The 13,608-nt window shown below is 49.9% G+C and carries 10 protein-coding genes; 5 read left to right on the top strand and 5 right to left on the bottom strand.

Annotation, left to right across the window (positions count from 1 at the left end; all coding sequences use genetic code 11):
• Positions 1-108: 108 nt before the first annotated feature.
• The 5 genes from iscA to cysE form a co-directional block, all read right to left on the bottom strand.
• Complete coding sequence (gene iscA, locus Q0R17_RS14055) at positions 109-432, bottom strand: iron-sulfur cluster assembly protein IscA (RefSeq protein WP_293935920.1); 324 nt, start codon at positions 430-432, stop codon at positions 109-111.
• A 148-nt stretch (positions 433-580) separates the two neighbouring features.
• On the bottom strand, positions 581-961 hold the full coding sequence (iscU, locus tag Q0R17_RS14050; RefSeq protein WP_293935919.1) for a Fe-S cluster assembly scaffold IscU: 381 nt from the start codon (positions 959-961) through the stop codon (positions 581-583).
• Positions 962-1,152: 191 nt separating this feature from the next.
• Positions 1,153-2,367: an IscS subfamily cysteine desulfurase gene (locus Q0R17_RS14045; RefSeq protein ID WP_293935918.1), complete on the bottom strand. Its 1,215-nt coding sequence runs from the start codon at positions 2,365-2,367 to the stop codon at positions 1,153-1,155.
• Complete coding sequence (gene iscR, locus Q0R17_RS14040; protein ID WP_293935917.1) at positions 2,364-2,849, bottom strand: Fe-S cluster assembly transcriptional regulator IscR; 486 nt, start codon at positions 2,847-2,849, stop codon at positions 2,364-2,366. Before iscR ends, Q0R17_RS14045 begins: the two co-directional genes overlap by 4 nt.
• Before the next feature lie 95 nt (positions 2,850-2,944).
• Positions 2,945-3,694, bottom strand: a complete 750-nt coding sequence (gene cysE / locus Q0R17_RS14035; RefSeq protein ID WP_293935916.1) for a serine O-acetyltransferase — start codon at positions 3,692-3,694, stop codon at positions 2,945-2,947.
• Between the two features lie 169 nt (positions 3,695-3,863).
• On the opposite strand from cysE, the gene glgB reads away from it, so the two are divergent.
• The 5 genes from glgB to glgA all read left to right on the top strand — a co-directional run bounded on the left by glgB (position 3,864) and on the right by glgA (position 13,504).
• Positions 3,864-6,035, top strand: a complete 2,172-nt coding sequence (gene glgB / locus Q0R17_RS14030) for a 1,4-alpha-glucan branching protein GlgB (protein ID WP_293935915.1) — start codon at positions 3,864-3,866, stop codon at positions 6,033-6,035.
• A gap of 507 nt (positions 6,036-6,542) precedes the next feature.
• The gene (gene glgX, locus Q0R17_RS14025) at positions 6,543-8,570 is read left to right on the top strand and encodes a glycogen debranching protein GlgX (RefSeq protein ID WP_293935914.1); all 2,028 of its coding nucleotides are present in this window, start codon (positions 6,543-6,545) and stop codon (positions 8,568-8,570) included.
• Between the two features lie 120 nt (positions 8,571-8,690).
• Positions 8,691-10,316 (top strand): alpha-D-glucose phosphate-specific phosphoglucomutase, encoded by a 1,626-nt coding sequence (locus Q0R17_RS14020; protein WP_293935913.1) that lies wholly within the window; start codon positions 8,691-8,693, stop codon positions 10,314-10,316.
• Between the two features lie 193 nt (positions 10,317-10,509).
• The gene (gene glgC, locus Q0R17_RS14015; RefSeq protein WP_293935912.1) at positions 10,510-11,781 is read left to right on the top strand and encodes a glucose-1-phosphate adenylyltransferase; all 1,272 of its coding nucleotides are present in this window, start codon (positions 10,510-10,512) and stop codon (positions 11,779-11,781) included.
• Between the two features lie 286 nt (positions 11,782-12,067).
• Positions 12,068-13,504, top strand: a complete 1,437-nt coding sequence (gene glgA, locus Q0R17_RS14010) for a glycogen synthase GlgA (RefSeq protein WP_293935911.1) — start codon at positions 12,068-12,070, stop codon at positions 13,502-13,504.
• The last annotated feature ends 104 nt before the right edge of the window (positions 13,505-13,608 follow it).

Below are 13,608 nucleotides of genomic sequence, written 5' to 3'. Positions count from 1 at the left end.
AACTTAGAGAACGAATCTAAAAGATGGTTTTCTTTGTGAGACTCCGTGTCCTCTTTTTTCTCTGCAGTTTAAGGTTTGGGTTTTTTTCGCATAGCTTGAATCTCGTGCTTAAACGTTAAAGCTCTCACCACAGCCACATTCGTTCTTCACATTTGGGTTATTAAACTTAAACCCTTCATTCAGGCCTTCTTTGGTGAAATCCAGCTCGGTGCCGTCTAAGTAGGCCAAGGATTTGCTGTCGGTAAATATTTTTACCCCGAAGCTTTCAAACGCTAAGTCTGTCTCGTTAGCAATGTCGACAAATTCAAGCTTATACGCCATGCCGGAACAGCCCGAAGTCTTCACTGCCAAGCGCACGCCAAGGCCCTTGCCGCGTTTTGCCAGAAAGTTAGAGATATGGGTTGCTGCACTTTCGCTTAATGTCAGAGCCATTTTTTGTCTCGTTGCATTTTTAGGGTGGGGGAGGGGCATTTTATTTGCCTAGTACATCCGCGTGGGCAAGATATACAGCCTTTGCCCACCCTAAATTGGTTTCATTTTTAAGTTGATAGGATGGAGCTAAAACCCAGCCTGGATCAATTTAACCGTGCTTAGTCTTGTAATCTGCTACTGCCGCTTTAATCGCGTCTTCTGCCAAGATGGAGCAGTGAATTTTTACGGGTGGCAGTGCCAGCTCTTCAGCAATGTGCGTATTTTTAATGCTTAAAGCTTGCTCTAGCGTTTTGCCCTTTACCCATTCGGTAACCAAGGACGACGATGCAATCGCCGAACCACAGCCGTAGGTTTTAAACTTGGCATCTTCGATGATGCCGTCTGCGCCTACCTTGATTTGCAGCTTCATCACGTCGCCACAGGCCGGAGCGCCCACCATGCCAGTACCTACAGTGTCGTCGCCTTTTTCAAATGCGCCAACATTACGTGGGTTTTCATAGTGATCCAGAACTTGTTCGCTGTATGCCATTTTGTGTGCCTCTTTACTGTTTCTGTGGTTCGTAGGTATGTAACCCAACCAACCTACGTCATGCTTTAAACTTATCTATAAGGCTGCATTTAGTGTGGATCGCAGTTCTGGGCAAGGCGCAAAGTCACGACGTTTACTTGTGTAAACGAGAGGCTTTGCAACGCCGCACAGGGCTGCGAGGCACGCTAAATTTAGTGGGCTGCCCATTCGATGGTGGAGATATCGATCCCCTCTTTGTACATATCCCAAAGCGGCGACAGCTCGCGCAGTTTGCCGATTTTGCTGCGAATTAAAGCAATCGCAAAGTCGATCTCTTCCACGGTATTAAAGCGGCCGATGGTAAAGCGGATCGACGAGTGAGCCAGCTCATCCGAGCGGCCAAGGGCGCGTAATACATAAGACGGCTCAAGGGACGCCGATGTACACGCAGAGCCACTAGATACAGCCAGCTCTTTTAATGCCATCACCAGTGATTCACCTTCAACGTAGTTAAAGCTAACGTTCAGATTATGCGGAACGCGTTGCTCCATATCGCCGTTAAGGTGGACTTCTTCGATATCAGATAAACCTGCCCACAGGCGATCACGCAGCATACGCATGCGTTCCAGCTCGATGCCCATGTCTTCTTTGGCAATGCGGAACGCTTCACCCATACCCACGATCTGGTGGGTCGCTAGCGTGCCGGAGCGAAACCCTCTTTCATGGCCACCGCCGTGCATCTGTGCTTCTAAGCGAATCCGTGGTTTGCGGCGTACATACAGCGCCCCGATGCCCTTAGGGCCGTAAGTTTTATGCGCAGAAAAGCTCATTAAATCAACTTTAAGCACTGCCAAATCAATCGCTACTTTGCCGGTAGCTTGCGCAGCATCTACGTGGAAAATAATGCCTTTTTCGCGGCACAATTCGCCAATGACAGGGATGTCTTGAATCACGCCGATTTCGTTATTAACAAACATCACTGAGATCAGAATGGTATCTGGGCGAATCGCTGCTTTCAGTACGTCTAAATCCAGTAAGCCGTCGTCTTTTACATCTAGATAAGTGACGTCAAAGCCTTCGCGTTCCAGCTCGCGCATGGTGTCCAGAATGGCTTTGTGTTCAGTTTTTACGGTAATTAAATGCTTACCCTTAGCCTGATAAAAGTGCGCTGCACCTTTTAGGGCTAAGTTGTTTGATTCGGTTGCTCCGGAAGTCCAGACGATTTCTTTTGGATCGCAATTCACCAGCGCGGCAATTTGTTCACGCGCTTCTTCTACCGCAGCTTCTGCTTCCCAGCCAAAGGCGTGTGAGCGTGAAGCTGGGTTGCCGAAGTGCTCGGTTAAACAGGGAATCATCTTGGCCGCAACGCGTGGATCAACCGGTGTGGTGGCAGAGTAGTCAAGATAGATAGGTTTGTTTGCGCTCATTTTGCGGTGACTCCAGATTCAATACGAGAAGGCTTGATGCTGCCGAGTAAAATGCTGTCAGTGCAGCGTTTTTGCTTGGTCTGATGTTTGTCTATTAATTGCGCCAAAGTAATGGAGGCCAAGTAGTCAAAGATCGTGCTGTTGAGGCTTGCCCAGAGGTCGTGCGTCATACATCGACCCTCATCATGGCAATTTTCTTTGCCGCCACATTGGGTGGCGTCTAGTGGCTCGTCCACCGCTAAGATAATATCTGCCACCGTAATCAGGCTGGCGTTTTTGGCTAAGCAATAGCCGCCGCCTGGCCCGCGCACGCTGTCTACCAGCTCACGACGGCGTAGCTTGCCAAATAGCTGCTCTAAATAAGACAGCGAAATATGCTGGCGATCGCTAATGCCCGATAGCGTTACTGGCCCTGCGGATTCTCGCAGTGCAAGGTCTAGCATTGCCGTTACAGCAAAACGGCCTTTAGTGGTCAGTCGCATGATTTTCCTCTCATTACAGCCCAATCGTAAAATACCAGAGTGATTTAGTCAAGTATTATGAGGTAGGGGCACGACACGCGCCCTCTGCAGAAAGCCTAATCCACAATCCGGTTTAAATAATTAGGGTCAAATTGATCACCACTGGCGCGCTCTAGATCGCAGTTCATACCCAGCTGTTCAAGCTTGGCAAGAATAGCTTCGATGCGCTTATCTGTGGTTACAGAGTGATCGAGCATGCCGTGAATGGCTTTGACGATAGGATCGTTCATGTCGGCAGAAATGCCATAGGCAGAAAAGCCCATTTGCTCAGCCTTGGCCTTGCGGGTTTTATCCACTTCCTCAATGATTCTGGCGGGGATGCCTACCGCGGTGGCGTTGGCAGGCACGTCTTTAACCAGCACCGCATTAGAGCCGACCTTGCCGCCTTCATGCACGGTTATCGGGCCAAGTATTTTTGCCCCTGCCCCAACAATCACCCCGCGCTCTAAAGTAGGGTGGCGCTTGCCTTTATTCCAAGACGTGCCGCCCAGCGTTACGCCGTGGTAAAGCGTGCAATCGTCGCCAATCTCCGCTGTTTCACCAATCACAATGCCCATGCCATGATCGATAAATACACGGCGGCCTATGGTTGCGCCAGGGTGGATTTCGATGCCGGTAATAAAACGCGAAAAGTGCGAAACCATGCGAGCAAGTAGCTTGCAATCACGCCGCCACAGGCCATTGGCCACCAAATGCAGGGAGAGTGCATGAAAACCCGGGTAACAGCAGACCACTTCCCAGATGTTTCGGGCGGCAGGGTCGCGGTCGAAGACCACAGCGATATTTTCACGCAGACGAGCAAGCATAGGAGGGCAGCTAAGTTAGCAAAGTTGAGTATTTTACTCGACTTTGCGGCAGAAGGGGAATGCTTACATCCGTGGCTAAGCTTGACAAAAAACAGCGAAACCGCAAGCAGTGGCTTATTTTTAATGAAAGTATTTTATAAATACGTTGTATTTAAATAAGCAGGCCCCCATGAACTTGCCAGATATCGGGATAATTGAAGCCATTTGCACCGCTTGCTATGGCAATTCTTTTGCGGTGCTAGGAATGCACGCAGATGGCGCACTCAGTGTGAGGGCTTTTTTGCCCGATGCCACCGCTTGTGTAGTGATAGAGCAGGCTTCGGGCCGCCGCCTAGCGGCCTTAACCATGATTGATGCTCGCGGCTTGTTTGCCGGAACCATCCCTCGGCGCAAAAAGCCATTTACTTACCAGCTGGCCGTGAGTTGGGGCGAGCAGGAGGTGCTGCTGGATGATCCCTATCGTTTTGCGCCTATCTTGGGCGAAATGGATGTATGGCTGCTGGCGGAGGGCACGCATCATCGTCCGTTTGAAAAGCTGGGCGCGCATCCGCAGCAAATCGACGGTATTGATGGCGTGGCTTTTGCCGTTTGGGCGCCGAATGCCCAGCGGGTGGCCGTGGTGGGCGATTTTAACGGCTGGGATGGCCGCCGCCACGGCATGCGTCTACGTCAAGAGTGCGGGGTATGGGAGATTTTTTTGCCTGCTGTGCCACTGGGCGCTCGTTATAAATTTGAAATTCTGAGCATGGATGGTGGGCGTAATCTAAAAGCCGATCCTTACGCCTTTGCCGCTGAGCTGCGCCCCGGTACGGCGTCTGTGGTGGCCCGTTGCCCTAACAAAGTGGCGGAATTTACGGGCCGCGAGGCCATGAATAACGCACCCATCGCTATTTATGAAGTGCATTTGGCTTCTTGGCGCTGTGTACCAGAAGAGGATCAACGCTGCTTAAACTGGCATGAGTTGGCCGCGCAGCTGCTGCCCTATGTAAAAGATCTGGGCTTTACCCATCTAGAGCTGTTGCCGATTAGTGAGTTTCCTTTTGACGGCTCATGGGGGTATCAACCGCTGGGCCTTTATGCGCCGACGGCACGTTTTGGCACGGCGGCAGACTTTAGCTATTTTGTGCAGGCCGCGCATGCCATGGATCTGGGGGTGCTGCTTGATTGGGTGCCAGGGCATTTTCCGAGTGATAGCTTTGGTTTAGCGCTATTTGATGGCACGCCCTTGTTTGAGCACAGCGATCCGCGTGAAGGCTTTCATCATGATTGGAAAACGCTGATTTATAACTATGGGCGCAATGAAGTTAAAAACTATTTAATCGGCAATGCCCTCTATTGGATAGAGCGCTTTGGGGTGGATGGGCTGCGGGTAGATGCGGTGGCCTCCATGCTTTACCGCGATTATTCACGCCCAGCGGGGCAGTGGTTGCCTAATGAGTTTGGTGGCAGAGAAAACCTTCAGGCGATCGCGTTCTTGCGAGAAATGAGCGAGGTTCTGGCCAGTGAATGCCCGCATGCGGTGACGTTTGCCGAGGAATCTACCTCTTTTCCTGGCGTGACGCGGGCGGCCAAGCAAGGTGGATTAGGCTTTAACTACAAATGGAATATGGGCTGGATGCACGATAGCCTTGGCTATATGCATCTCGACCCGATTTATCGTCAGCATCACCATAATCAGATGACCTTTAGCCTGATGTATGCCTTTGACGAGCAGTTTGTATTGCCGCTATCGCATGATGAAGTGGTGCACGGTAAGGGCTCGATACTGAGCCGAATGCATGGTGATACTTGGCAGCAGTTTGCTAGCTTGCGCGCCTATTACGCCTTTATGTGGGCGCATCCTGGCAAAAAATTATTATTTATGGGCTCAGAATGGGCGCAAATAAGGGAATGGTCGCATCAGCATAGTTTGGACTGGCATTTATTAGAATCTGCTTGGCATCGCGGGGTGCAAGCGTTGGTGCGCGATTTAAATCATAACTATCAGAGCCAGCCCGCTTTATATGAAATGGATGCTAGCCCGAGTGGCTTTAAGTGGATTGTTGGCGATGACGCGCTGAATTCGGTGTTTGTTTTTACCCGCCATGCAGCGGACTCAAATGATTTTGTATTGGTCATCAGTAATTTCACCCCAGAAGTGCGCCACGCATATCGCACAGGCGTTCCGCTGGCGGGGCGCTATATTGAAATCATCAATACTGATTCAACTTATTATCAGGGCAGCAATGTGGGGAATGGCGAATGTCAAACAGATGCCATTGTCAGCCATCAATATCCCCAATCCATATCTATTACCATTCCGCCATTAGCAACCCTATATTTAAAGTGGCTGGGTGAATAAAAATAAATAGTTAATTAAGAGTGCCATACCTTGAACTACAGAGAACACGAAGAGCACAGAGTTTCACAGAGAAGGCTTTAATTTTTTAGCCGAGTAAGTAGCGAATAAGTACTTGTGCAAAAGTTTTATGGCAAGGCGTCGAAGCCGCAGGCAGTACAGTTAGTACGACAAGGCAAGACAACGATGCAAGAAAACTTTTGCCTATCTACTTAACAAGTTTTCATGATTTTTAAACAGATTCAACAAGCGTCATCCCCGAATGTTTTTGTCGGGGATCCAGCAGCGTAGCTGGATTCCCGCCTGCGCGGGAATGACGATGCTGATTTTAGGCTGTATTGAAAACGAATGATTCAGTACTTATGTGTTTATAAAACTTTTTCATGTAGATGAAAAACGTCGTGTTGCCCCGTTTGCTCTGTGTTCTCTGTGGTTCAAGATTTTGAGTTCTACTTAATAAAGCTCTGCTGCTAATTAGAAAATTGCAAGATTAAACAGGGGTCACACGCTATGAAGCTGGAAGAAGGAACGCCGTATCCGCTGGGGGCAACCTTTGATGGTGATGGTGTTAATTTTGCTTTGTTTTCAGAGCATGCCACGCGTGTTGAGTTGTGCCTGTTTGATGCCTCGGGCATTAATGAGGCGGCGCGTTTTGAGCTAAGCGAATGCAGCAACAGTATCTGGCACGGCTATCTGCCGGATGCACCAACGGGGCTAGTGTATGGCTACCGCGTGCATGGGCCTTACGCACCGCAGCAGGGCCACCGTTTTAATCCCCATAAAGTATTGCTAGACCCATACGCCCGTGCCATTGTGGGTGAGTTTGCTAATGATTCGCGCAGCTTTGGCTATCAAGAAGACCAACCTAGTTTGCCAGACCCAATCGATAATGCGGCGATTGCGCTAAAAGCCAAGGTGGTTGCCGAGCCTTATGACTGGGGCAGTGAAAAAGCGCCGCGTATTCCTTGGGTAGAAACGGTGGTTTACGAGGCGCATGTGCGCGGCATGACCATGCTGCACCCTGATGTGCCAGAGGATATTCGGGGTAGCTATGCAGGGCTGGCTCATCCTGCGGTATTGGCGCATTTACAAAAGCTAGGCATTACTGCTATTGAATTATTGCCGGTGCATTTCTTTATTGATGAATCACATTTATTAAGGCAAGGATTAAGTAATTACTGGGGCTATAACAGCCTAGGATTTTTTGCACCGGAAACACATTATTGGTCGGGGCGGGAAGGCACGACGCCATTATCTGAATTCAGAGATATGGTTAAGTCACTCCACAGTGTTGGCATTGAAGTCTTACTCGATGTGGTATTTAACCACACCGCCGAATCCAGCGATATGGGCCCCACTTTATCTTGGCGTGGCATAGATAACGCTAATTACTATGTATTAAGAACCGGCCAATTAGATCAATATGAAAATTGGACAGGCTGCGGCAATGTACTTAATTTAAGCCACCCTCGCGTATTGCAAATGGTGATGGATAGCCTGCGCTATTGGGTAAGTCAATGTCATGTGGATGGTTTTAGATTTGATTTAGCCCCCATTCTAGGGCGGGTTGATCATCATTTTAGCGCCCAAGCGCCGTTCTTTATTGCCATTCAGCAAGACCCACTATTATCCGGTGTAAAACTGATTGCCGAGCCTTGGGATATTGGCAATGGTGGCTATCAACTGGGGCATTTTCCCAATGGCTGGGTAGAGTGGTCGGATCAGTTTCGCGATGTGATGCGTAAATTCTGGCTGCATGATGGCGTACACCGAGCACTATTTGCCCAGCGCTTTGCGGCATCCAGCGATTCATTCCATCGGCAGGGGCGGCGGCCGGTTTCGGTGGTGAATTTTATTTGTGCACACGATGGTTTTAATCTGCGTGACATGGTTTCGTATAATCATAAGCATAATCAGGCGAATAAAGAACACAATCGGGATGGGCATAACCATAACCTCAGCTGGAATTGCGGCGAAGAAGGGCCTAGCCGTGATGCTGGGGTTAATATCTTGCGATTACGCTGTATGAAAGCTATGCTAGCAACCGTTTTGCTGGCGCAAGGTACGCCGATGTTTTTGGCCGGAGATGAGCTGGGGCATACTCAGCAGGGCAATAACAATGCCTATTGCCAAGATAATGAAATTAATTGGCTGAATTGGGAAGCCGCCGAGCCTGGCCTTGCAGATTACGTGGGCGAGCTGATTGCGATTCGTAAATCCTGTGCGGTGCTGATCTCTGGCCGCTGGTGGACGGGCATCCATGATGAATGGGGTAGGGCCGATGTGGAGTGGCTCAATCCCTCTGGCGCACCGCTGCATTCACACGACTGGCAGGATGCAGGCGGGCGGGCGATGATGGTCCAGTTGGGGGGGCGTTTGCTCATCATGCTTAATGCATCTGCTCACCAAGTGCATTTTCGCTTGCCCGCAGGGATGTGGAGCCTGAGACTTGCCAGCACGGGGGATGCCGAATCAGAAATCAATCCTCACGATTGCCGCGTGGCAGCAAGAAGTGTGACGATTTTAGAAAGTAGTTGATTTGAAAAATGTGTAATTCATATAGGGTGGGCAAGATGCCATATGACGCGGGCGCAGCCATTTTATAAAACACCGTAGCCATCTCTTTACTCATAAAAAAACATCCATCAGGTAGCCTTAATGACCATCATCCCAAGCCAGCCTATTGCTGGTCAGCGCCCGGGTACTTCGGGCTTACGCAAGAAAGTCACCGTATTTCAGCAGCAGCATTATTTAGAAAACTTTGTGCAGGCTATTTTTGATGTGGTGCCGGAGCTTAAAGGGGGAACGCTGGTTTTAGGCGGTGACGGGCGTTTTTATAATCGGGTGGCAGTGCAGCTGATTTTAAAAATGGCTGCGGCCAATGGCGTGGCCAAAGTGATTGTTGGCCGTGGCGGGATTTTATCTACCCCCGCTGCCAGCTGTGTGATTCGCAAATATGCCGCCACTGGCGGGGTAATCTTATCGGCCTCACATAACCCTGGTGGGCCAGATGGCGATTTTGGCATTAAATACAATACCGATAACGGCGGCCCCGCCGCAGAAAAAATCACTGAAGCCATTTACCAGCGCACCACCAGCCTTAATCAGTATTTGATCAGCGCCATAGGCGATCTAGATTTAGACCAGCTTGGCCATTTTACGCTGGAAAGTATGGTGGTTGAGCTGATTGATCCGGTGGCCGATTACGCGCTGCTGATGCAAGACTTATTTGATTTTGACGCGATTCGCGCATGGTTTGCTGCGGGTAATCGCATGCAGTTTGATGCCATGTCGGCTGTGGCCGGCCCTTATGCCGTGGAGATTATCGAAGGCCTACTTGGCGCGCCGCGCGGCACTGTGGTGAATGGCGTGCCGCTAGAAGACTTTGGTGGCCATCATCCCGACCCAAATCCTGCCCATGCCACCGATTTAATTGCCGCCATGGCCGCCAGCGATGCGCCTGCTTTGGGCGCGGCCAGCGATGGCGATGCCGATCGCAATATGGTGCTGGGCCGCAACTTTGTGGTTACGCCATCGGATAGCTTGGCGGTATTGGCGGCGAATGCCACGCTGGTGCCAGGTTATCGCAAGGGTCTAGCCGGTGTGGCCAGATCGATGCCTACATCTGCAGCGGTGGATGTGGTAGCCAAAGCCCTAGGCATTGCCTGCTATGAAACCCCAACCGGCTGGAAGTTTTTTGGCAATCTGCTGGATGCGGGCAAGGTTACGCTTTGCGGTGAAGAAAGCTACGGCACTGGCTCCGATCATGTGCGCGAAAAAGATGGCGTTTGGGCGGTGCTATTTTGGCTGAATTTGCTGGCTGTAACCGGTAAATCGGTAGAAGAAATCATTAGTGCGCATTGGGCGCGCTTTGGCCGGCATATTTATTCCCGCCACGATTTTGAAGAGATTGCCAGTGATGCCGCCGAGCAGTTAATGGCCGTATTACGCTCACGTTTGCCAGAGTTGGCTGGGCAAGCGCTGGGTGGGCAAGACATTCAACTGACCGATGATTTTGCCTACGATGATCTGGTTGACGGCTCGCATAGCGCTAAGCAGGGTGTACGGATTATTTTTGCCAGTGGCGATAGAATCATTTATCGCCTATCCGGCACCGGCACGGTAGGCGCTACGCTGCGGGTTTATCTAGAAAAATATCAGCCAAATATCGCCCAACATGGCGTGGAAACACAGGCCGCTTTAGCTGATTTAATTAAAATATCCCGAGAATTGGCTCAGATCGAAGAATTTACTGGGATGGTTGCGCCAACCGTGGTGACTTAAGGGTGAGTTGGTTTAAATATATTTTTATGGGTAGAAAATAAAAAGCTTAAATAGAGCTGCATATTTTTTATTTTAAATGGCGGATGCATAGAATGGCAGCCGCTATTTTTTTTGCATTAAATAGCTAGCTCTTTCATTATTTTCCGGAAATACACGCCAGCTTTGCTTAATATGATCTGATGCAGGGAGCGATATGATGGAAGCGATTGATAAACTGGTGTTGGCACGGCAACTACCTAATCAGGCGGTGGCTTTGGTTTTAGCGGGTGGGCGTGGCTCGCGTTTAAAGGATTTAACCAATCACCGTGCTAAGCCTGCGGTGCATTTTGGAGGTAAATATCGAATTATTGATTTTGCCTTATCAAATTGCCTTAATTCAGGGATTCGTCGCATCGGTGTGATTACGCAATATAAGTCGCATAGCTTGCTCAGGCATTTGCAGCGCGGCTGGTCGTTTTTGCGTAATGAAATGAATGAATTTGTCGATTTACTCCCCGCCCAGCAAAGAGTGGACGAGGAACATTGGTATCGGGGTACCGCCGATGCGGTATTTCAAAACCTAGATATTATCCGTAGCTACAAAGCGCAATATGTAGTGATATTGGCGGGGGATCATATTTATAAAATGGATTACTCCCGCATGCTACTCGATCACGTCGAAAATAATGCGGCGTGTACTATTGCCTGTATTGAAGTCGATAAAACGGCCGCCTCGGCTTTTGGGGTAATGGCGGTGGATGAAAATAGAAAAATAACCGCCTTTATTGAAAAACCACTCGATCCGCCCGCTATGCCCAATAAAAATGATAAGGCCCTAGCATCAATGGGCGTGTACGTTTTTAACGCTGATTATATTAACCGTATGTTGGCCGAAGATTTAGCCGACGATGCCTCCAGCCATGATTTTGGCAAAGACATTATTCCGCGCATTGTGGCGGAGGGCCGTGCATTGGCGCATCCGTTTTCAGCCTCTTGCGTCTCTAGTGATACGAATGCGCCGCCCTATTGGCGTGATGTGGGGACGGTGGATGCATATTGGGAGGCCAATTTAGATTTGGCCTCGGTGCTGCCTGATTTAGATATTTACGATAAAGATTGGCCGATTTGGACACATCAAGAGCAGCTTTCTCCTGCTAAATTTGTGCAAGATATTAATGGCAGCCACGGTATGACGCTTAATTCATTGGTATCGGGCGGCTGCATTGTTTCTGGCTCGTTTGTAAATAACTCGGTGCTATTTTCTAAAGTGCGCTTGCACTCATTTTGCGCCATTGATTCTGCGGTGATTTTGCCATCGGTCACGGTAGGTAGGTCTAGCCGCCTGCGCCGCTGCGTGATTGATCGCGGCTGCCAAATCCCAGAGGGCACGGTGATCGGCGAAGACCGCAGCGAAGACGAGCGCCGCTTTTACTGCTCAGAAGGCGGCGTGGTGCTGGTGACCAGAGAAATGTTGGCGAAGTTATGATTTAACCCAAATATTGAACCACAGAGGGGATGTGACGCGCTAAGGTTTTCGCCCACGAAAAATACTAAATACACGAAAAAAGCCAAGAATACAGATTGGTTTGATTGAGCTTGCACTCATTGTTATGTTTTTTATAAGAGATTGATTTTGATCGATATGTAAATAAAATGGTGGAGATACCCAATCTTATTTGTTCGTGCTTGATGTGTTTTTCGTGGATGACGTATTTTTTGATCTTGCGGCGTGTTTTTGCCGATCAATTTTTCAAACCCAATGGTAGCAATCTATGCGCGTTTTACACGTTTGTGCCGAGCTATTTCCTTTGCTAAAAACCGGTGGCTTGGCGGATGTCACTGGGGCTTTGCCGCTGGCTTTGGCGCAGCAGGGGTGCGACGTGCGTGTGCTCTTGCCGGGGTTCCCTGCTATTTTGAATGGCTTAGATATTCAGGGCGAAGTGGCCACGCTCAATAGCATGGCAGGGCCAATCAAACTCTTGTTTGGCCACACTTCCACCGGTATTGCCGCCTATGTGATCGATTCCCCGCACTGCTTTGATCGGCCAGGTAGCCCTTATTTGGATGTTGGGCAGCAGCCTTACAGCGATAATCATCTGCGATTTGCATTATTGGGCTGGGTGGCCGCACAGCTAGCCAGTGGCGCAGATCCTTTTTGGCAGGCCGAGCTGGTGCATGCGCACGATTGGCATGCGGGCTTGGTTCCGGCGTATTTAGTGGCGGCGGGCCGGCCAGCTAAAAGTGTATTTACCGTGCATAATCTTGCCTATCAAGGCTTGTTTCCCCTTGCGGCTTTTGCCAGCCTAGCGCTGCCGCCAGAATATTTCTCAGTGGAGGGGCTAGAGTTTCACGGCAAGATTTCTTTTATGAAGGCGGGGTTGTATTTTTGCGATCAAATCAGCACCGTTTCACCACGCTACGCGCAAGAAATTACCCATGATGAGCAGGGCTGCGGCCTAGACGGCTTGCTACGCACCCGTTCTGCTGATTTAAGCGGCATTTTGAATGGTGTGGATGAGCAAGTGTGGCACCCGCATACTGATCCTTTGATCGCCGCCCATTACAGCGTAGATAAAACCCAAGGCAAAGCTAAATGTAAGCAGGATGTGCAGCTGCGCATGGGGCTGGCGCAAGTTACTGATCAGCCTTTATTCGCCGTGGTGAGCCGCCTCACCGAACAAAAAGGCCTGCATCTGGTGCTGGCAGCTTTAGATGAAATCACGTCTCGGGGAGGGCAGTTTGTGCTGCTGGGTGGGGGCGACACCCAGCTTGAAGACGCTTTTAAAGCTGCCGCCGCCGTAAATCCTGAGCAAATTGCGGTGCAAATTGGTTATGACGAAGCGTGCTCGCACCGCTTAATGGCCGCTGCTGATGTCTTACTGGTGCCCAGCCGTTTTGAGCCATGCGGCCTCACCCAGCTGTATGCCTTAAAATACGGCGTACTGCCGCTAGTACGCAGAGTGGGAGGGCTAGCCGATACGGTTGTTGATTGCAGCTTAGAAAACTTGGCCGACGAAAGCGCTACGGGCTTTGTGTTTGATGACTTTAGCGTTGCAGGGCTATCCCAAGGCCTACGCCGTGCTTTTATTCTGTGGCAGCGTACTAAAGATTGGAAAACAGTAAGACGCACCGCCATGCAGGTTGATTTTGGCTGGGCAGCCGCAGCGGGGCAGTATGCGGCGCTATATCAAAAAATGTTGCTTGGATAAAAATTAAGTATGCGTATGAAAGATAAAACCAATATAAGTGCTCATGCCCAACAATGCGATTAAGAATGTTGGGCTTCGCATGCTCAGCGCCAACCTACAAGAGA

The organism is Iodobacter sp., assembly GCF_025352645.1.
GTDB lineage: Bacteria > Pseudomonadota > Gammaproteobacteria > Burkholderiales > Chitinibacteraceae > Iodobacter.
Note: the sequence above shows the minus strand (reverse complement) of the source record. Positions and strands in the feature narration are given on the sequence as shown.